The organism is Chryseobacterium sp. GW821-FHT04C04, assembly GCF_059420365.1.
In genome coordinates this window covers 99,857-119,128 of record NZ_JBWKTO010000001.1, presented here as the reverse complement: position 1 = coordinate 119,128, position 19,272 = coordinate 99,857, and the positions used below count along the sequence as shown (strand labels likewise).

Sequence of the window (19,272 nt, the reverse complement as noted above, 5' to 3'; positions counted from 1 at the left end):
TGATGGCTCTTTTATCTTTTTGTATTATCCGTTTTTCCTGATTTATTTTTTGAAGCCTTTTGAATGTCTTCTTTGTCAATCTCAGGTGGATTGGTCTTTTTAGAGGCAGCAGGAATATCCTGGAAATCCTCATTCTGCTTTTTAGTTTCTGCAGTGTTGGCAGATTCTTTTTTGTTGGTATTTCCTTTTGTATTCATGACTTTAAATTTTTAATTTCAAAAATATATGAAATTATCATTCAAAGCGCTTGCCAAAATCAAAAAGCATAAATTATCCTCCGCGTGTTCCTGATTTCTGGGTTAGTGACTTGGGAACATCTTCTTTATCACAAGCAGGTGTATTGTTAAGATTCTCATCCTGTTGTATTCCTTCGGATTTACCTTTGGTATTTACTTTTGGGTCCATAGTTTTAAGTTTTAATATTTTTATTTTTTGAATAATAATATTTATACTTGTAAGCTATGCTCCTACTTAACCTCCAGTTTTACCGGATTTGTTTGTAGAAGATTTTGGAACATCTTTTTTCTCTGTCTTTTTTGGAGATGGGTTGTTTTCCAAATCTTGATTCTGTAACGTCTCTTCTTTTTCTTTTTTGTCTTCTGTTGAATTCATGATATTAGTATTTAGTCTTAGAGACCTAAGATACCAATTTTTCCTGTCTTATCTTCAATAGTGTAATTCAAAGCTTTTGCCAGAACGAAAATGTTATTAAGGTTTTCCATCAGCTGCTTATGGCCTTCACTCCTCAGTTGATTCTGGTCAATTGATTTTTCTGCAGTTTCTTTAGCTTTTTGAGTAACATTCTTAATGTCTTTTTCCTCAATTCGGTTAAAGAAAGAATCATCTAAAGACTGGATTTCAACGCTTGGCGTGATTCTGATATCTGCGTCAGGAAGTTCTGTAATAACCAGTTTTTTGTTGATAGAATCTACTTCGATCTTCATTTTGTTAAGATCATAAGAAACCTGCGCATTGGTCTTTGTATAGGTAATAATACTGTTGCTTGACACTTCCTTTCCGAATACTTCAAATCCCAGCTTCGTTTTCTGCATACTGGAGGTATTCTGTTCGATTACCACCATCTTATTCATCTTGGAAATCTGATTGGTCAGGATATAATAATCCGATTTCTCGGTTTTGTTTCCCAAGTTTAGGCAGGATTTAAGACCGAAAAAGAGCAGTATCACAACGCCAGCGCCGGCTGCAAAAGACAAAATTGTTTTATAATTTCTCAAAATCTATTTAAAAATTTCTTTGATAACAGATGAATCATTTTTTTTCAGAATCTGAACTAGATCTCTTTCAATATATCCTGTAGTAGGCATTTCTATAATTCTCCCAATTTCTTTTCCATATCTTTTCAGGATAATAGTAGGAACTTTCTGAAGATTATAGAGGCTTTCATCCCCGGTAGGAGATTCCTTCTTACGGTTTACAGCAATAATGTTTAATTTATTTTCCGGATAATTTACCGCTTCCAATATTTTCATCAGTCTTGGAAAATCTCTGTGGCTGTCCTCACACCATGTTCCCATAAAAACAATCATGTCATAAGTGCCAATCTTCTCTTTTTTCAATTCACTGACTGCCTTTTGGTCAAGAACATATTCGTCATGTTCTTTTACATACCAATCTGCATAAGGAGCTTTTAAAAATTGCTCTTTCAATTGATTTCCTAAAAGCATTTTGCCATCTTTCTGGGTTTCAACCTCACGATTCATCACTACTTTTTGAGCGCTCAACTGCTGAGCGGCTAAAAATAAGCTTGAAAAGGCAACAATATTGGTAATAAATTTCTTCATATTTATTTTTCGATAATTGATTTTAAATCAGCAGGAGAGTAGTATTTGTTTTTTAATACTTTATGATCTACCTGTCTGTAAACATTAAATTTTTCTCCAGACTTTTCATAAAAAGATTCTACTTCCTTTTCTTTATAGAATTCAACAGTTTCCTTTGCCTGCTCTTCATTATCACATGCCTTCGACATATTGGAACGCTGAACTTCGTTGAATAGCTCTACAAATTTGCTGCCAAGTCCGAATTCCAGTACAGCACCACTCAAAACGTATTGAAGATCACATAATGCATCCGCAATTTCTACAATATCATTATCTGCAATGGCCTGCTTCAGTTCATTTAATTCTTCTTGTAAAAGTTCTACTCTCAGATTGCATCTTTCCGGAGAAGGAATTTGTGGAGTATCTAAAATAGGGGCTTTGAAAGTAGTATGGAATTCTGCTACTTGATTCAAACTATCAATTTTATCCATGAATTTTTTTATTTCCCACAAAGATAGAAAAGGATTTGTAAAATGTGAAATGTAGAGCGTAAAAAGAACAAACTGTCAGGAATCTCAGTCTCTTTCTGATGATTTAAAATTAAAAGGCATTCGGAATTTTGATCGTATCGGTATTCCTTTAATTTTTCCAGGATTCCATTTTACTTTGATTCTTTTCATTATAGATTTTATATCCTCAAAAAACTTTTCACTATTTTCTACCTTAGGTTCGACATCTACATTAGAAATATTGCCATCTGTATCTATGATGAAGGATATAATAAATTTCCCTTTTGGGTTGTAGGATTCCGGATCTATATTGTCTTCCAGTTTTTTGTGGATTTCTTTTCTTAGTTCTCCCAATCCACCAGGTAGTTCAGCAGGCTGATATATTTTTGAAATATCATAATCAGATTTATAATTTTCAAAAAAATCTTCTGGTAAAAAAGGAAAATCAAAATAAGCGTTAACTTTTTCTCCCTGTTCTTCTGCAGGCTGCCAGTTCTTTAAACTCCCCAGGGATTTGACAGCAAGATTGAAGGCGCATTTGTTTCTTTCTATAGCACTTTCATCACTTTTTTTCTTTATCAAAGAAGGTTTGCCATTTTCATCTATTTTCAAGGTTACATAATATATTTCGTTTTTATCACAGGGTTTTGTGCCGCTTTTCAAAAAATAGTCCTGCATTTCTGAAGACATTTGAATGGGCCCTCCTTTATAAGGAAACTGGCCATCAGGATATTTTGCGAGTGTTTTTTGTGAAAATGCTGATTCAGAGAGTAGAATAAGGAGAAATAAGGTTGTTTTTTTCATTTTAGAAGTGTTTCCACGGTTAAAAATACTTTGAATACGATTAGTTTGTTTGCTAAATTAAGAAAAAGTCCACAACTTTCAGGTTGTGGACTTTTCTGTATTCGGTATAAATGATTTCAATTATTCATACTTCCATAAGCCAGAGATACTTAGAATCGTTAATCCTGGTTGTTTTTCCCCATAACTAAATACACCAATGTAGTGTGAGTGACAGGATGAACAATCGGTACCAAAATATAAAGTTGGCTGATCATTGACTGTCAATTCTCCGAAATACATCATTCTTTGAGAAGTTTCGCTGACGATTCCGTGCTTTAACAATTCACTTTTGGATAAAACCTGATCTTCGTTGTATAGCTGAAGTATTGCGAATCCTGATTCGTAGGGTTTTATTTCTACGGTATTTTCATGACCACAGCTGCAGCAGGTAAAAGTGGTGATTGCAGAAGGAAGAGCTTCATCATTCATGAAAGTACTTTTTGCAACAGAAGCTTTTTTAATAATGCTTATTTTTTTTGATATTGAATACATCTGAGTTAATTTATGGCTGAATAACTGTGCCCACTAAGTTAGGATATTTTCCGCTTGGACTTTTCTTAATGGTCACTTTTATGTAACCTTCTTCTGCCAGTTTATTCCATGTTTTCTGATAACCTGTGTTAATATCAATCGGAATTTTCCACATGGTCTGCTTTCCTTTTCCAGCTTGGCTAAACCAAGGAATAATATCTGCTGTCTGAGTTTTGAACTGCATGGAGTTGTTCAGTACATCAATCTCATAATAGAAGTCGTATTTGTCTTCCGCCTGATTTAAAGCTCTTTGGGTAAACGTGTAGGTATATCCATTGATGATAGGACTTGTAAAGCTCCCTCCTAAAGTAGGAACTCCCGTTCCATTATAGCTTCCGACAGCACCACTATAACGGTCAAATTTTTGTCCAACCTGTAAAGATACTTCATCCACAATATTGTATCCGCCGTTGGCAGGAGGCCATCCACCATTTAAATTATTGGCTTTAAATAGAGATTCCAATTCACTCCATTTACCTTGTTTGTAAAGGTCGTAGGCTTGATTTCTAATGGTTTGGCTTACGGTATTATTGTTATCGTAGGTTGCTGCCAGTTCATCAGCATTTTTGTAGAATACGGTGGTAACTTCCGGATTTGTTTCAACTTCATCATCCCTGTCCGAATTACAGGCAACCGATAGCGAGGTAATCGCTAAAAAAAAAATGTACTTAAATAAATGTTTCATATATAAAATTTTAAATTATTTAAAATTGTTAAGGTATTAAAGGAGTCTGCCTTTTTGAAACATCATTTTCTTTACAAAAATCTTAAGTGAAATAGTAGTATGAAATAGTATTGCTATTTTCCAGCCTGTAAAAGAAAATTTCAGAACTGAAATTGGGTTGAATAATACACTTTTCTGACAATAAACTGTTGAAATATCAATTCATCTCAGAATAGGATCAAAAGAAGCAACAGCATCAGACGTCAAAATAGGGCCTGGAGCTTCCTTAAATACAATCTGGGTAAACGGCACAACAAAATATTGTTATGCAATAAATTTAAATCAAAAAACTCAAATATTAGTAATTTTATTTTAAATAAAATATTATTATGGAATTAATTGCATTAATAAATGTATTATGTATAATATTTTACACTATAAAAAAATAAAACTGCCCCCTAAAGGGCAGTTTTTCACATCGTTTAATTGTAAGGTTCTTAATTTTTAATAAACCTCTTGGATGATTCTCCAATTTGAAGCATATAAGCACCTTTGATAAGATTACTTACATTTACTGAGCCTCTCTGTAGTTTTCCTGAGTCAATTAGTTTTCCACCCATATCGAAAATCTTGTAGTCTTCCGAAGTTGTATTGGAAATATAAAGTAGATCTCTAACCGGGTTTGGATAAAGCTTAATATCTGTGATCAGATCTTTTGTGTTCTGAAGATCTCCTTTTCCTGAAGAAACGATATTAAGGGTATAATCTTCAACCTGGCCATAAGTGAAAGCTTCACATGATGAAGTAGGTATTGAGCTGTACTTCATCATCACTCTCATTCTTGTAGATCCCACAGTAGCTGTAGCTGGAATTGTAATAGATCCTGTAACCGGGCTGGTTGTAGATCCTGCTTTTGTCCATGCTAATTCTCCGCTGTCCGTAAAGTCTCCGTCTCCGTTATAATCAATGTAAACAGCATATGCTTCGCTGTATTTTGTAGAAGTCCAAACCGGAGTGATAGAAATGGTGTAAGCACTTCCTCTTGTTACGTTGGTAGAAACTGAAGTGAAATTTTCATAACCTGCTGTTCCTGTAGAAGTGTTATTAATCGATCCGAATGTTACATTTCCGATTCTTTCATCCGCTGTATTAGATGCTGAAGAAGAGCAATAAGAAACTGTTCCTCCTGAAAGAGTGGTAACATTTACTGTATTACTGGAAACGGAAGCATTTCCTGCCGCATCTTTTGCTTTAACAGAGAAAGAATACGTTGTTGCAGGAGTAAGTCCTGTTACGGTATACGTTGTAGAAGCTGAAGATCCTATTAATGAAGCTCCCTGATAGACATCATATCCTGTAACTCCTACATTATCTGTTGCCCCTGACCATGAAAGGTTAGTGGTCGTAGCAGTTGTTCCTGAAGCAGCAAGGGTAGGAGCTGTAGGAGCAACGGTATCAGGAGTTCCGGAACCGGCATTCACAGAGATGTTGGCATTGTTTACATCAAAGAAAATGTGATTGGATCCTTTTACCATGATTCTTCCTGTCGTTGTAGTAGAATTTGGAATGGTAACAGCCTGCGAACCATCGTTTGGAGTTCCTGCTAATAGAGTAGTCCATGTATTTCCGTTATCTGTAGACCAAAGAATATCTACATTGGCTGCATTGACACCATTTGCTGTAGTTCCTGCTACACTCCATGTAATCGTTTGAGAGCTTCCTCCTGCATAGGTTGTTGCTGAATTCTGTGAAGTTATAGCAAACGGACCTGCGGTTGCGTTTACTGTGATTAAAGCATCATCAGAATTATTTCCTGAACCTCCGGCTTTGTTGTCACGAACGGTAAATCTGAAGTTTAATGTTCTGGCCACTGAAGAAAGAGCTTCCACAGTGATTTCAGAACCCGCTGTAGTGGTTGCGCCTGTTAATACAGAAGCCATTCTTGGAAAATATCTTGCTGGAGATGTTGTTGGAACCCATGATCTGAAGTTAGGTCCTGAAGCTTTTGTTGCGCTGGCTGCAGAGCTTGCTCCTGTTTGAGAAGAAGAAGCATTGTCCATCTGCTCCCAGATGTAGGTTAAAGAATCTCCGTCAGCATCCGTTCCTGTACCCGTTAGTACAAATGGAGTTCCTTTTGGGATTGTATAGTCTAAGCCTGCATTAGCTGTTGGAATAGAATTTCCTGTATTGGTATTGACAGAGCAGGTTTTAGCTTTAATATTATTGGTGATCTGCTGAATGCTTATCGCATGGAAAAATGCATCAGAATGCGGTTGGATATCCTGGCTGGTAATTCCTGCATACCCCATGATTGTTGATCCTGATCCCGGTTCCATATTGACCCCTGTTCCTTCATTGTTCATAGAGAAGGTGTGGTTTCCTCCGAACTGGTGTCCCATTTCGTGAGCCACGTAGTCGATGTCAAAATTATCTCCTGAAGGAATAGCATCTGCCGGAGATGTGTATCCGCTTCCTTTGGATCCGTTTGTACAGATACAGCCGATACAGCCTGCATTTCCTCCACCTCCTGAAGCTCCGAACAAGTGTCCGATGTCGTAGTTGGCTTCACCAATTACAGAAGTTAGAGTACTTTGTAATTGAGAATTCCAGCTGCTCATTCCTGAAGCTGCGGAATATGGGTCTGTAGATGCATTGGTGTAAATCACGGCATCATTGTTGGCGATCAGAACCATTCTTGCAGCAAAATCTTTTTCAAAAACACCGTTTACACGAGTCATTGTCGTATTCATTGCGGCCAGAGCCTGAGCTTTTGTACCTCCAAAATAAGTGGTGTATTCTCCTGTACACGATAGAGCCAGTCTGAATGTTCTCAGTTTGGCATCGTCAGCATTAGGTCTTGCAGCAAGAGCAGAGCTGGAAACTCCTTTCTGTGCAGCATCTACTACGGTACACTCAAACTTGTTAAGATCGTCTTTTTTGTCAGATTTTCTGTACACTACATAAGTGGAAAGATCTTTAGTGTAAGGTTCGATGAATACTGCTGATTTATCACCATAAATTTCCATCGATGACAGTCCGAGTGGAGAAACACTGAAGTAGACTGTAGCGTTAGGATCATCCAGACCTTCTCCTACGTAGGATTTGATATCCGGATATTTTGCTGCCAATTCAGGGGCAAAATTGGAATTCTCCCTCACTTTAAAATTTTCCATTCTGCCTTCAGAATTGGGAAAAGAGATGATGAGTTCTGATTTTTCGCCTGCTGCAAGTCTTTTGGGAGCCTTTGCCAGAACATTTTTCAATCCGTTGATGTTCAGGTTGTACACCTTTGGATTGCTGATGCTGGATTTGTTTTCAAAAATCTCTGATGAAGCCTTTCTGGAACCTTCGGACCAAAGACGGTCAGTCTGTGCGAAAGAAATACCCGAAATAAGGAGCATTCCAATCAGCGTTAATTGTTTTTTCATATTAAATATTAAATTTGATTGTGGAATATCAAAGCTAATAAAAAATATATTATAGAAAACTAAATTTTTTAAGAAAATTTTAGACTTTCCGTCTAATGTATTATGCGATGCATTAAGTATAATTGAAAAGGCCTTTCTTTAAAAGAAAAATGACATACACCGCAGCATATGTCATTCTTAATTATTCAATATAATATTTTCAATTACATTTTATCATCAGCAGTAGGACCGTAAAGCCCGGGAACTTTATTGCCGGTTGATCTTAAATAAACAACCAGCTCTCCTCTGTGATGGTACAAATGATTATAAAGAAAGCCTCTTATCACCTGAATCTTCGGAGACGGAGGGAAAAGTACATTCCCATTCATTTCCATTTTCCACTCATTAAAATAAGTGTTTTCGTCAGAGTTCTCAAGAACTTTCTGTGCATTGGCAACATTTTCTTCAAATTTTGCTAAGATATTTTCAGCTTTAGAAATATCTCCTTTGTTATACTTATACGCACCCATATCAAAAGTATCCTGATTGAAAGTGGGTTCGTACCAATTGTATACTTCAGCAATATGAGAAGCCAGCTGACCGGTTGTCCAGTTCTTTTCAGAGGGTTTCCAGTCTAGTGCACTGTCAGGGATTGCCTGTAAAATTTTTCTGGTGTTTTTAGCTTCGTGCAGAAACTCACCTAAAAGTGCCTGTTTAATCATTTGTATTTATTTAAAAGTAAGTTATCTTGTGATATCTCTTCCAATTACCAGTCTCTGGATTTCAGAAGTACCTTCACCGATGGTGCAAAGTTTAGAATCTCTGTAGAATTTTTCAACAGGGAAGTCTTTTGTGTAACCGTATCCTCCGAAAATCTGAACTGCATTGTTGGAAATTCTCACACAAGCTTCAGAAGCATATAGTTTTGCCATAGCTCCTTCTTTTGTCATTTTTTGTTTAGCGTTTTTCAATGTAGAAGCTCTTTGAATAAGAAGTTCTGCAGCATCAATTTCTGTTGCCATATCTGCCAGCATAAAGTTGACTGCCTGGAAATCTGAAATTGGCTTTCCAAATTGGTGTCTTTCTTTTGCATATTTCAAAGCCGCTTGATAAGCTCCTCTTGCAGTACCCAAACTTAGTGCAGCGATAGAAATTCTACCACCGTCCAATACTTTCATTGCCTGCTTGAAACCTTCTCCTACTTCTCCTAAACGGTGAGAGTCTGGTACACGTACATTATCGAAAATCAGTTCTGCTGTTTCAGAAGCACGCATTCCTAATTTATTTTCTTTTTTCCCGGAAGTAAAGCCAGGCATTCCTTTTTCTAAAACAAAAGCGGTAGAGTTATTCTTAGCTCCTATTTCTCCTGTTCTTGTCATTACTACGGCAATATCTCCTGAAATAGCGTGAGTAATAAAGTTTTTAGCTCCATTAATGATCCACTCATCACCATCCTTTACAGCTGTAGTAGACATTCCTCCTGAGTCCGAACCTGTGTTGTGCTCTGTAAGCCCCCAAGCTCCGATTACTTTTCCGGAAGCTAGCTGAGGAAGCCATTTGTGTCTCTGCTCTTCATTTCCGAATTCATAAATATGATTGGTACAAAGTGAGTTGTGTGCTGCTACAGAAAGACCAATAGAGGGGTCAACCTGAGAAATTTCGTCCAGAATAGTAACATATTCATGATATCCTAAGCCGGAACCTCCATATTGTTCAGGAACTACGATCCCCATGAAACCCATTTCACCTAATTGGTGGAACAGATCTTTAGGAAATGTTTGGCTTTCATCCCATTCCATAATGTTCGGTCTGATATTCTTTTCCGCAAATTCTCTAGCCGTCTCCGCTATCATTTTGATGTTGTCAATAGTCTCTGTATTCATATGATAATAATAGTTAGTTCCCAAAGATAACCAAATTGGCGGAATGCTAAAAAAAATTATTTCATTCATAATATTGAGAGGGCAATTCTATTAATTTTCAATTTTTTATATTTTAAAAATTAATACTTTCGTAATAAAATATTCTGCATTTTGCGTTTTTTATTTCACTATTTTAGTCCCCCAATTTTTAAGGCATGAAAAAAATTCTACTTCCTATCATTTTAATTTCCTCTTATTTTTCTGCGCAGGCTCCTGCCGGATATTATAACGGAACAGCCGGATTGACGGGGTATGCCCTGAAATCGAAACTTCACGATATTATTTCGGAAAAAATGGTCAATTGGCATTATGACGATCTTAAATTGTTATATGGCCAGACTGATCTTGACAAATATTATGATCATGATGCTTCCAATACCCAGTATCTGCTGGATATCTATTCTGAAATCCCTTCTGGGCCGGATGCTTATGAGTATACATTAGATCAGTTAATAAGTACTGCAGGTGCAGAAGGACTAGGGTATAACAGAGAGCATATGATGCCGCAAAGTACGTTCAGTACAAGTTCGTCAATCAGTGATTATCCAATGTATTCTGATCTGAATTTTATTATTCCGGCTGATGCAAGGATTAATCAGTTAAGGAATAACTATCCTTATGGAATAGGAAACAGTACGAATCATTATATTTTCAGCAATACTTCGAGGATGTCTAATGCTGCAATTCCCAATTACCCTTATACCGGAAGAGTTTACGAACCTATTAATGAATTTAAAGGTGATATTGCAAGGACTTTATTATACTTTGCAGTGAGATATGAAGGGAAGTTAGGTTCGTTTAATACGGCTTATAGCACATCTGCAAACATAACACCAGCTACAGACCAATGTCCGCTTGACGGAACAGAAGAAAGAGCCGTTGATCTTCCTTATATTGCTATGCTCAAGCAATGGAGCAATGCAGACCCTGTTTCGCAAAGAGAAATTGATAGGAACAATGCTATATATACCATACAAAAAAACAGAAACCCATTTATTGATCATCCTGAATGGATTAATATAATTTGGTCTGAAACGCCGGACAGTGTTGCTCCGGCAGCTCCAGGATCACTGGTTTCAACACAGCAGAATGCTTATTTTGTGAATTTAAACTGGACTGCTTCTCCCGATACCGACGTGCTGGGATACAGAGTGTATATGAATGGTTCGGCAGCGCCTGTTGCGGTTACAAAGGGAACTTCTGTAAGTATCGATCACCTGAGCCCGTCAACCACTTATACTTTTACTGTAAAAGCTTTTGATAAAGGATACCTGGAGTCTCCGTTCAGTAATACGGTTACAGCTTCTACGATTGCTTTGGATTCTTATGCTCCGGATCTTATGATTACAAAGTATATATCAGGAACCAATAACAGCAACAATACCATTAAGAATAACGCGCTGGAAATCGTTAATAAGACGGGTCATGAAGTTAATCTGAATAATTACAGGATAAATATCCAGTTTAAAAATAACAGTTCAGGAGCCATCTACAGTGGGGATACGTATGAACTGGAGGGTAAAGTAGGGAATAATGAAACTTTTGTTATTTTGAATCCAAAAGCAACCTTATCATGTTATACCAATGATCAGGCAAGGTTTGTGACAGCTTCTGATCCTTTGACGTTTACCGGAGGCAACTACGTAGAGCTTGCTTATAATAAGACGGTTACGGTAGATGCTATTGGGGTAAAATATACAACGAACAATAACGGTAATGTGTCTTTGTATAGAAAAAGTACAATCAATAAGCCCGCGGATACCTTTAATATCAGTGAGTGGGATTCTTATCCTTCTAATTATTGTCAAAATCTGGGTGGTACCTTGTCTGCTTCAGAATTGATTGCTTCTCATAATGAATTTACAATCTATCCAAACCCGGTTTATGATAACCTTTATGTAAAAGGAGAAACGGAAAAAATAAAAACAGCCCAAATTATAGATCTTTCCGGAAAAGTGATTTATACAGAGAAAGATCCGTTCAGAAATAAGAAAAATATTTCTGTACAGGGAATTCCAACAGGAATCTATTTCTTAAAACTTGATGAGAATGCCCATCAGTTTATCAAAAAATAAAAGATTGTCAGTATTTAAATAATAATCATTTTTGTGACAAGCCAAACCTCACAGGTTTTAAAAACCTGTGAGGTTTATTTTTTATAATGGGTAAAGGAAATTGATGAAATTGCTTCGCTTTGCCCGCGATGACGGGTTTAGCCCTGATAGAAGCGGTTACCCCGGAGCATGGTGTAGGGTTGGAGGGTTAAGGGGTTGGGATAGCAATGAGCGAGGAGTATGAGCGGATAGCAGGAATGGCTTCTCACTAAAAAAATGAAAAAAGTAGAGTTAAAGGAAATGTAATTTTAAAAAGTTTCTCCGTTTTTTGTTTTTATATAATTTTGCAATTTTTATATAAAGCCTTAAAAACCTTATGTTTACTACATAATCGATATAAGCAGATTCACTAATAATCAATATCTATAAGTGTTTCTGCTTATATTTTTTATATATAAGTAATTATGCTTATATTTGCAGTATGATAGCGGTCATTACCGGTGATATTATAAATTCACAGCATGCGGATACTGAAGTTTGGATTACCAGACTAAAACATCTTCTCGAAAAATGGGGGAGCGCTCCTCTCACATGGGAAATCTACAGGGGAGATGAGTTTCAGTTCAAATGCAATATTGATGACGTTTTCTGGCGTTTTCTAGCCATAAAATCTCTTATTAAAAGTCAGGAAAATTTAGATGTAAGAATGGCCATAGGTATTGGTGAGGAAAATTTTTCTTCTGAGAAGATCACTGAATCTAATGGTACCGCGTATGTCAATTCCGGGAGACTTTTGAATGACCTTAAAAATGACGGCCACACCGTGGCTATCAAAACATCCAGTGACGCGGTTGACAGAGATCTTAATATTCTGTTGAAATGGTCGTCCAAAGATTTTGATAACTGGACGATGGCTACGTCAGAGATTATTCATGAAATGATCATGAACCAGGATATTACACAGGAAGATCTTGCCAAGAGATTTGCTATTTCACAGTCTTCTGTAAGCCAGAGACTGAAGCGAGCCAACTATGAGCTCATCGTGGAAACCAACCAGTATTTCAGAAAGAAAATCTCAGAACTATAGGCATGATCTTTATCAAACTCATATTGGCACATCTACTCGGAGATTTTATACTTCAGCCAAATTCATGGGTTGCAGATAAGGAAAACTATAAACTAAAAAGCAAATTTTTATACTTTCATGTTCTGATTCACATCGCTTTAAGCCTTATTTTCCTTTGGGATCTGCAGCTTTGGTGGGTGGCTGTTTTAGTGGGGATTACTCATTTTATGATAGATGCCGCAAAGCTTAGCTTTCAGAATATAAAAAATAAAAAAGTATGGTTTTTCATTGATCAGGTGCTGCATGTTCTGGTCATTGCAGGAGTTTCTTTTTATTTTCAGGAATTCAGCTTCAGCTTTTTACAAAATCAGGAATTTTTAAAGCTCATCATGGCTGCGTTGTTTCTGACAACACCTGCTTCCATTTTTATCAAAATATTATTGTCATCCTGGACCCCTGCTCCGGATGGCCCCAACACTATTCAAACCGAATCTTTATCAAGTGCCGGAAAATATATCGGAATTTTAGAACGTCTGCTGGTTTTCACTTTTATCATGGTGAATCACTGGGAAGGCGTGGGTTTCATGGTAGCTGCCAAATCTGTTTTCAGATTCAGCGACCTTGCACAGGCAAAACAGAGAAAACTTACAGAATATGTATTAATTGGTACACTGCTGAGTTTTGGGCTGGCTGTCTTAACAGGAATAATAATAAAATAAATCAATAAATCTAACTACAATTTAGAAAGTAAAATTATGAGTCAAAAGAAAGAAATGTTGTACGAGGGGAAAGCAAAACAGGTATTTGCTACCGATAATCCTGATGAAGTAGTAGTACGTTTCAAAGACGATGCTACAGCATTTAATGCTCAAAAGAAAGGTCAGGTTGATCTGAAAGGGGAAATGAACAATGCTATTACAACCCTTATTTTTGAATATTTAAATGAAAAAGGGATCAAAACTCATTTCATCAAACAATTGGACGAAAGAGAGCAGTTGGTAAGAAAAGTATCTATCATTCCTTTGGAAATGGTAGTAAGAAACTACTCTGCAGGAAGTATGGCACAAAGATTAGGAGTGGAAGAAGGAATCAAATCTCCGGTAACGATCTTCGATATCTGCTATAAAAAAGACGAATTGGGAGATCCGCTTATCAACGATCACCATGCTGTTTTCTTAGGTGCTGCTACGTATGAAGAGCTTGACGAAATGTATGAGTTAACTTCAGACATTAATGAGATCCTTATCGACCTGTTTGACAAAATCAATATCATCCTTGTAGATTTCAAAATCGAACTGGGTAAAACTTCAGACGGAGAAATCATCTTAGCTGACGAAATTTCTCCTGATACTTGCAGACTATGGGATAAAGATACCATGAAAAAATTAGATAAAGACAGATTCAGAAGAGACTTAGGAGAAGTTACTGAAGCTTATGTAGAAATCTACAACCGTCTTAAGAATCTTTTACAGAAATAAGACTTCAGATACCAGATTTCAGATATCAGATGCTGGTACTGAAAATACTTTGTTAGTTAAAACAAAATTAAAGTTTGAAGTTAGCTTTTAGTCTGAGATCTGAAATCTGACTTCTAAGATCTACAATTAGAAAAAATAGAAATGAAAAGTTTAGACATTCATAAAAGTGAATATTTAAAACAGTTTGAAACCCAGACTTACGGGAGAAATCTTTTCAGAACTCAGGAAGAGGAAAGATTGGATGCTCCCAATGAAGAATGTGGGATCTTCGGATTGTATTCGGATAATGATCTGGATACTTTCTCTCTTTCACAGTTCGGGCTTTTTGCATTACAGCACAGAGGTCAGGAGGCTTGTGGTATTTCCGTTTTAAAAGATGGAAGAATTACCAACATGAAAGACGAAGGACTGGTTTTAGATGTTTATAAAGACATTCAGGAACCTGAAACTTTTATGGGAAATTCTGCAATTGGGCATACCCGTTATACCACTGCAGGAGATAAAAAGAAATATAACTTCCAGCCATTTTTCGCGAAAAACGAATATGACCAGATTATACTTTCTATAGCGCACAATGGTAACCTTACCAATGCGAAAGAATTAAAAACAGAATTAGAAGCTGAAGGCGTTGTTTTCAGAGCTACATCCGATTCTGAGGTGATCCTGAGACTGATCCAGAAAAACCTTGATTTAGGTCTTCGTGGAGCGATTAAAGCAACGATGGAAAAGATCGAAGGAGCTTATTCTGTAGTGGGGATGACGAGAAACAAATTCTTTGCATTCAGAGACTTCAACGGAATTCGTCCATTGGTTCTAGGAGCTATCGACGAAAGATCTTACGTAGTTGCTTCCGAGTCTGTTGCACTGGATGCAGTAGGAGCTCAGTATGTACGTGATATTCTTCCGGGAGAGATCATTTATACCAATGAAAACGAACCTGGAAAACTTCACTCTTACATGATGGATGAGGCGAAAGGAAAGCAGAGAATCTGCTCTTTTGAATACATCTATTTTGCAAGACCTGACTCTACCTTAGAAAACATCAACGTATATGAGATCAGAGAAAAATCAGGGGAGAAGATCTGGGAGCAGGCTCCTGTAGATGCCGATTTGGTTATTGGGGTTCCGGATTCCGGAGTTCCGGCTGCAATTGGTTTCTCTAAGGCTTCAGGAATACCTTTCCGTCCTGTTTTGATCAAAAACAGATATATCGGAAGAAGTTTCATCGTTCCTACACAGGAAATGAGAGAAAGGGTAGTGAACCTTAAACTGAACCCAATCATCTCTGAGATGAAGGATAAGAGAGTAGTGATCATTGATGACTCTATTGTTCGTGGGACAACATCAAAAAGACTGGTTAAAATTTTAAAAGATGCAGGCGTAAAAGAGATTCACTTCAGAAGTGTTTCTCCACCTATTATTGCTCCATGTTATCTGGGAATTGACACTCCGTCTAAAGATGATTTAATTTCTGCGAATATGACTACAGAGGAACTTAAAAACTATCTGGGAGTAGATTCTTTAGAATTTTTAAGTATTGATAACCTGAAAACTATTTTAGGATCTGCTAATCACTGCTTCGGATGCTTCACTGAAGAATATCCGGTAGAAAAAGGAGAGGAGGTAGAATTATTCAATTAATATTTTTATTAAAATATAAAAATAAAAAGAGCCAGGGACAGTCCTGGCTCTTTTGCTTTATAAATGTAGCAAAAGCTTAATATTCCTGTATTATATAGTACACAACGAAGTTTTAATTTTGTCAGATTAAAACTTCAGGATATGAAAAACGCATTTTTGACGGGTATTTTTCTGGTATGTGCCCAGCTTTATTCTTCACAGTCTTTCGACAAACAGGCACACCGCGGTGGAAAATCTCTTTACCCCGAAAATACGATCCCGGCCATGAAGAATGCCTTGAAAATGAATATCACAACACTGGAAATGGATCTGGCCATTACCAAAGACAAAAAGGTAATTCTTTCTCATGATGCTTTCCTTTCTCCTGAATTGGTCACAAAGCCGGATGGAACCTATATTCCAAAAGACTCAGGTTTTTATTATAAAATCTACGAGATGCCTTATGCAAAGATTAAAACTTTTGATGTGGGGTTAAAGAAATTAAATAATTATCCTGATCAAAAGAAAATGAAGGTTCAAAAACCACTCTTTTCAGACATCATAGATGCATGCGAGTCGTATGCCCGTGAACTGAAAAGACCACTGCCTTTTTATAATATAGAAACTAAAACCCGCCCGTTCTCAGATCATATATTTCACCCCGAACCGAAAGAATTTGTTGATCTGATGATGAAAATTATCGTAGAGAAAAAAATCCAGGATAGGGTCATTATTCAGTCTTTTGATCCAAGAACACTAGAAATCCTTCATAAGCAATATCCTAAAATCATGACCGCTTTACTGGTAGAAAAAGTGGATGATAAAAAATTGGCGCAGCAGCAGGCTTATTTTAAAAATATTCCTGCAGAAAAATTCAAGATGTATCCTGACCACCTGAATGGAGTATCAGGGGATATGAAATTCCTCAGTTTTACCCCGACTATTTACAGCCCTGATCATACCCTTGTTACTCCCCAATTAATACAGGAATGCCATGCATTGGGAATGAAAGTAATCCCTTGGACCGTAAACTCAAAAGAAAGGTTACAGGAACTAAAGGATATGGGAATAGATGGCGTAATCAGTGATGATCCGCGGATATTTGAATAATCCATTTATCACTTTGTTTTCAATGACACCATGTAAATAGCCGGAAGAAATTCTTCCGGCTATTTTATACAATGCAGAAATCTGCATTTGGGGTTAAAAAATTGGTTTTACTGATTAAAACTTGTAGTTTACACCTAATTGGAAAACTCTGTTGTTGTATGAATTCTCACCAGCATCTCTTTCTTTGCTGATATTAGTCAAGCTATTTACATATCTTGCATTAATACCAATGTTAGATGTAATATCATATCCCAGACCTAGACCTAAACCAAAGTTGAATCTTTTGATATCATCTTTGTTGATGTCTTCAGAATGAGAAACTTGTGTAGTATTTGTTACGTTACCTGAAGTGGTAGTTGTTTTAATATTACCTTTGTTTTTTCCATTGATGAAATAACTGAACTCAGGTCCAGCTTCAATATAGAACTTTTCAAAAGGTCTCATTTGAACCATTAATGGAACGGAGATATAATTCAGCGTTAATTTGTCTTGTAATTCAGTTTTCACTCTCCCTGTTGGAGTAGTAACATCAGTAGACGAGATAACATCTCTTGCACCCATTTGGTTGTACATTACTTCTGGTTGGAAGCTGAATTGCTTAGAAATTGGAATATTTACAAATACCCCTGCATGAAAACCTATTTTTTGAGTGTTAAGTCCAAACTTTTGTTCACTGATATAAGCTGAGTTTCCTCCTGCTTTAATCCCGAATCTAATAGGTTCAACATCTTTTTTTAGCGGAGATGTATTTACTGTTTTTGTTTCCTGAGCAAAAGCTAATGTACCAGCAGTTAATGCTAATCCTAAAAATAACTTCTTCATAATTTTATTTTTTAATTTTACTATTTGTGTGTCTTATGATGTATCATCAGACTCGTATTATTTTGCAAATTGCTTGCCAAAGTTGAAAAATGCTTATTTATAGGGCTTTATAGATAGTTTTGGGAAAGTGTTTTTTCAATCATTTGTCACTTTTTGATGAATAAATATATTGAAAAACTTGATATTTTATGAAAAATTCAATAGTAAAAAAGCTTGATTGTTGATAATAGAAATAGTTAAAATTTTAAAATCAGGATAGATTTTTAGAAAAATAATGAGTTATTCAGATCGTTTTTAACACTAGAAATAAAAAATACCGAACTAAAAGTCCGGTATCAATTTTGAAAATAATAAATATCTCTATTTAAACTTATAAGCTACTCCCATCTGAAGTGCATTATTTCTTATCTTATCTTCTTGGTTGTATTTGTAAACTTCAGTAATGCCAGCCGTAAATCTTGCTGTAACAGCAAAGTTTTGAGTAAAATAATACCCGGCACCGATACCTATCCCCAGGTTGAAGCGGTTAAAGAGATCTTTTGAAATGCTTTTTGAAATATGTTCAGTATGGTCAATGTTTACTGAATTTCCGGTAGTCTCGATAATCGTTAAGTCTCCTTTTGTTTTTCCACCTAGCAAGTAACCAAATTCAGGACCTGCTTCCACATAAAGCTGAGGAAGAATATTATACTGAACCATTACAGGAAGACTAAGATAATTGAGTGTTGTACTGTAATCATAATGCTGTGTTCTTCTGTAATTACCAGAGCTTGTTCTGTAGTTATAATCTGATTTTGATCCCAGCTGGCTAAAAAGAAGTTCCGGCTGAATGCTAAATTTCGCAGAAACCGGAATATTTGCGAATACTCCTGCATGAAAACCTACTTTCATTTTTTCATTGTTATCATATTCATAGCCATCTCCTCTGGTCAATGTAGAACCATTTAATCCTGCTTTAACTCCAAATGTAACAGGAGAGGAAGGAGAAGCTGTCTGAGTTTTTTCTTGTGCGTTTGCAAAAAGAACACTTGTGAATGCAAGCGCTGCAAAGAATTTCTTCATGATTTAAAGTTTTAATTTTTCTTCATTGCGACAAAACACCTGCCACAAACGGGAAATGTGATAAAAATCATGCAGTAAGCGAAAAAGTCAGGCTTAAACAAATAAACCTGACTTTTTCTATTGAAATCAAAATGTATCTTAATTATATAACAAAATACTTTTCAGTATTCTGCTCTGCACTCTAATGTAGTTTTCGGTAAAAATTTATAATGGTAAAAGTTAGATTTCAGTTTTGAAATTCAATTGATTGATCAAAAGAATCAACACTTGTTTCATTGTAAAGACAGAAACCGTAAGTTGAGGATTTCCGAAATAGAGTACAATTACTACTCAGCACGCAAATTTCTTGCCAAAATATATGTCAAATAAAAAAGCCGGATAAATCTAATCCGGCTTTGTATTG

20 protein-coding genes are annotated in these 19,272 nt (G+C 36.3%); 6 read left to right on the top strand and 14 right to left on the bottom strand.

Annotated features, from left to right (window positions below; translation table 11 throughout):
- Positions 1 to 11: 11 nt before the first annotated feature.
- The 12 genes from AC07UM_RS00580 to AC07UM_RS00525 all read right to left on the bottom strand — a co-directional run bounded on the left by AC07UM_RS00580 (position 12) and on the right by AC07UM_RS00525 (position 9,618).
- Positions 12 to 197 (bottom strand): hypothetical protein, encoded by a 186-nt coding sequence (locus tag AC07UM_RS00580; protein WP_103234663.1) that lies wholly within the window; start codon positions 195 to 197, stop codon positions 12 to 14.
- Positions 198 to 270: 73 nt separating this feature from the next.
- Positions 271 to 405 (bottom strand): hypothetical protein, encoded by a 135-nt coding sequence (locus AC07UM_RS00575; protein ID WP_494682951.1) that lies wholly within the window; start codon positions 403 to 405, stop codon positions 271 to 273.
- Positions 406 to 471: 66 nt separating this feature from the next.
- The gene (locus tag AC07UM_RS00570) at positions 472 to 612 is read right to left on the bottom strand and encodes a hypothetical protein (protein ID WP_185147139.1); all 141 of its coding nucleotides are present in this window, start codon (positions 610 to 612) and stop codon (positions 472 to 474) included.
- A gap of 17 nt (positions 613 to 629) precedes the next feature.
- Positions 630 to 1,235, bottom strand: coding sequence for a DUF4230 domain-containing protein (locus AC07UM_RS00565; protein ID WP_494682952.1), 606 nt, complete (start codon positions 1,233 to 1,235; stop codon positions 630 to 632).
- Positions 1,236 to 1,238: 3 nt separating this feature from the next.
- A complete protein-coding gene (locus AC07UM_RS00560; RefSeq protein WP_494682953.1) occupies positions 1,239 to 1,802 on the bottom strand; it encodes a TlpA family protein disulfide reductase in 564 nt (187 codons plus the stop codon).
- Between the two features lie 2 nt (positions 1,803 to 1,804).
- The gene (locus tag AC07UM_RS00555; RefSeq protein ID WP_494682954.1) at positions 1,805 to 2,272 is read right to left on the bottom strand and encodes a pyrophosphohydrolase domain-containing protein; all 468 of its coding nucleotides are present in this window, start codon (positions 2,270 to 2,272) and stop codon (positions 1,805 to 1,807) included.
- A gap of 84 nt (positions 2,273 to 2,356) precedes the next feature.
- Positions 2,357 to 3,094, bottom strand: coding sequence for an energy transducer TonB (locus AC07UM_RS00550; RefSeq protein WP_494682955.1), 738 nt, complete (start codon positions 3,092 to 3,094; stop codon positions 2,357 to 2,359).
- A 120-nt stretch (positions 3,095 to 3,214) separates the two neighbouring features.
- On the bottom strand, positions 3,215 to 3,625 hold the full coding sequence (locus AC07UM_RS00545) for a hypothetical protein (RefSeq protein ID WP_494682956.1): 411 nt from the start codon (positions 3,623 to 3,625) through the stop codon (positions 3,215 to 3,217).
- 10 nt (positions 3,626 to 3,635) lie between these two features.
- Positions 3,636 to 4,349, bottom strand: coding sequence for a hypothetical protein (locus AC07UM_RS00540; protein WP_494682957.1), 714 nt, complete (start codon positions 4,347 to 4,349; stop codon positions 3,636 to 3,638).
- 476 nt (positions 4,350 to 4,825) lie between these two features.
- Positions 4,826 to 7,756 (bottom strand): reprolysin-like metallopeptidase, encoded by a 2,931-nt coding sequence (locus tag AC07UM_RS00535; RefSeq protein ID WP_494682958.1) that lies wholly within the window; start codon positions 7,754 to 7,756, stop codon positions 4,826 to 4,828.
- 203 nt (positions 7,757 to 7,959) lie between these two features.
- A complete protein-coding gene (locus AC07UM_RS00530; protein ID WP_494682959.1) occupies positions 7,960 to 8,457 on the bottom strand; it encodes a DinB family protein in 498 nt (165 codons plus the stop codon).
- A gap of 21 nt (positions 8,458 to 8,478) precedes the next feature.
- Positions 8,479 to 9,618 carry an acyl-CoA dehydrogenase family protein gene (locus tag AC07UM_RS00525; RefSeq protein ID WP_494682960.1) on the bottom strand — a complete coding sequence of 380 codons (1,140 nt, stop codon included), beginning with the start codon at positions 9,616 to 9,618 and terminating at the stop codon, positions 8,479 to 8,481.
- A 194-nt stretch (positions 9,619 to 9,812) separates the two neighbouring features.
- Here AC07UM_RS00525 and AC07UM_RS00520 point away from each other — a divergent pair, with 194 nt between their 5' ends.
- The 6 genes from AC07UM_RS00520 to AC07UM_RS00495 all read left to right on the top strand — a co-directional run bounded on the left by AC07UM_RS00520 (position 9,813) and on the right by AC07UM_RS00495 (position 16,985).
- Entirely contained in the window at positions 9,813 to 11,732 is a 1,920-nt protein-coding gene (locus tag AC07UM_RS00520) for an endonuclease (protein WP_494682961.1), read from the top strand.
- Positions 11,733 to 12,192: 460 nt separating this feature from the next.
- Positions 12,193 to 12,798 (top strand): SatD family protein, encoded by a 606-nt coding sequence (locus tag AC07UM_RS00515; protein WP_494682962.1) that lies wholly within the window; start codon positions 12,193 to 12,195, stop codon positions 12,796 to 12,798.
- Between the two features lie 2 nt (positions 12,799 to 12,800).
- On the top strand, positions 12,801 to 13,496 hold the full coding sequence (locus AC07UM_RS00510; protein ID WP_494682963.1) for a DUF3307 domain-containing protein: 696 nt from the start codon (positions 12,801 to 12,803) through the stop codon (positions 13,494 to 13,496).
- Positions 13,497 to 13,532: 36 nt separating this feature from the next.
- Positions 13,533 to 14,255 (top strand): phosphoribosylaminoimidazolesuccinocarboxamide synthase, encoded by a 723-nt coding sequence (purC, locus tag AC07UM_RS00505; RefSeq protein WP_027372243.1) that lies wholly within the window; start codon positions 13,533 to 13,535, stop codon positions 14,253 to 14,255.
- Positions 14,256 to 14,396: 141 nt separating this feature from the next.
- Positions 14,397 to 15,896 (top strand): amidophosphoribosyltransferase, encoded by a 1,500-nt coding sequence (gene purF / locus AC07UM_RS00500; RefSeq protein WP_494682964.1) that lies wholly within the window; start codon positions 14,397 to 14,399, stop codon positions 15,894 to 15,896.
- Positions 15,897 to 16,037: 141 nt separating this feature from the next.
- Positions 16,038 to 16,985, top strand: coding sequence for a glycerophosphodiester phosphodiesterase family protein (locus tag AC07UM_RS00495; RefSeq protein WP_494682965.1), 948 nt, complete (start codon positions 16,038 to 16,040; stop codon positions 16,983 to 16,985).
- A gap of 114 nt (positions 16,986 to 17,099) precedes the next feature.
- Here the strand turns inward: AC07UM_RS00495 and AC07UM_RS00490 are convergent, their stop codons facing one another.
- A complete protein-coding gene (locus AC07UM_RS00490) occupies positions 17,100 to 17,807 on the bottom strand; it encodes a porin family protein (RefSeq protein ID WP_494682966.1) in 708 nt (235 codons plus the stop codon).
- A gap of 360 nt (positions 17,808 to 18,167) precedes the next feature.
- Entirely contained in the window at positions 18,168 to 18,869 is a 702-nt protein-coding gene (locus AC07UM_RS00485) for a porin family protein (RefSeq protein ID WP_494682967.1), read from the bottom strand.
- Positions 18,870 to 19,272: the final 403 nt, after the last annotated feature.

Bases quoted from the DNA above. Each gene is read 5' to 3' on its own strand.
- AC07UM_RS00575 (WP_494682951.1), bottom strand. From the start codon at position 405: ATGGACCCAAAAGTAAATACCAAAGGTAAATCCGAAGGAATACAACAG.
- AC07UM_RS00580 (WP_103234663.1), bottom strand. From the start codon at position 197: ATGAATACAAAAGGAAATACCAACAAAAAAGAATCTGCCAACACTGCA.
- AC07UM_RS00555 (WP_494682954.1), bottom strand. From the start codon at position 2,272: ATGGATAAAATTGATAGTTTGAATCAAGTAGCAGAATTCCATACTACT.
- purC (WP_027372243.1), top strand. From the start codon at position 13,533: ATGAGTCAAAAGAAAGAAATGTTGTACGAGGGGAAAGCAAAACAGGTA.
- AC07UM_RS00525 (WP_494682960.1), bottom strand. From the start codon at position 9,618: ATGAATACAGAGACTATTGACAACATCAAAATGATAGCGGAGACGGCT.
- purF (WP_494682964.1), top strand. From the start codon at position 14,397: ATGAAAAGTTTAGACATTCATAAAAGTGAATATTTAAAACAGTTTGAA.
- AC07UM_RS00540 (WP_494682957.1), bottom strand. From the start codon at position 4,349: ATGAAACATTTATTTAAGTACATTTTTTTTTTAGCGATTACCTCGCTA.
- AC07UM_RS00530 (WP_494682959.1), bottom strand. From the start codon at position 8,457: ATGATTAAACAGGCACTTTTAGGTGAGTTTCTGCACGAAGCTAAAAAC.
- AC07UM_RS00550 (WP_494682955.1), bottom strand. From the start codon at position 3,094: ATGAAAAAAACAACCTTATTTCTCCTTATTCTACTCTCTGAATCAGCA.
- AC07UM_RS00510 (WP_494682963.1), top strand. From the start codon at position 12,801: ATGATCTTTATCAAACTCATATTGGCACATCTACTCGGAGATTTTATA.
- AC07UM_RS00495 (WP_494682965.1), top strand. From the start codon at position 16,038: ATGAAAAACGCATTTTTGACGGGTATTTTTCTGGTATGTGCCCAGCTT.
- AC07UM_RS00515 (WP_494682962.1), top strand. From the start codon at position 12,193: ATGATAGCGGTCATTACCGGTGATATTATAAATTCACAGCATGCGGAT.
- AC07UM_RS00535 (WP_494682958.1), bottom strand. From the start codon at position 7,756: ATGAAAAAACAATTAACGCTGATTGGAATGCTCCTTATTTCGGGTATT.
- AC07UM_RS00545 (WP_494682956.1), bottom strand. From the start codon at position 3,625: ATGTATTCAATATCAAAAAAAATAAGCATTATTAAAAAAGCTTCTGTT.
- AC07UM_RS00570 (WP_185147139.1), bottom strand. From the start codon at position 612: ATGAATTCAACAGAAGACAAAAAAGAAAAAGAAGAGACGTTACAGAAT.
- AC07UM_RS00520 (WP_494682961.1), top strand. From the start codon at position 9,813: ATGAAAAAAATTCTACTTCCTATCATTTTAATTTCCTCTTATTTTTCT.
- AC07UM_RS00485 (WP_494682967.1), bottom strand. From the start codon at position 18,869: ATGAAGAAATTCTTTGCAGCGCTTGCATTCACAAGTGTTCTTTTTGCA.
- AC07UM_RS00490 (WP_494682966.1), bottom strand. From the start codon at position 17,807: ATGAAGAAGTTATTTTTAGGATTAGCATTAACTGCTGGTACATTAGCT.
- AC07UM_RS00560 (WP_494682953.1), bottom strand. From the start codon at position 1,802: ATGAAGAAATTTATTACCAATATTGTTGCCTTTTCAAGCTTATTTTTA.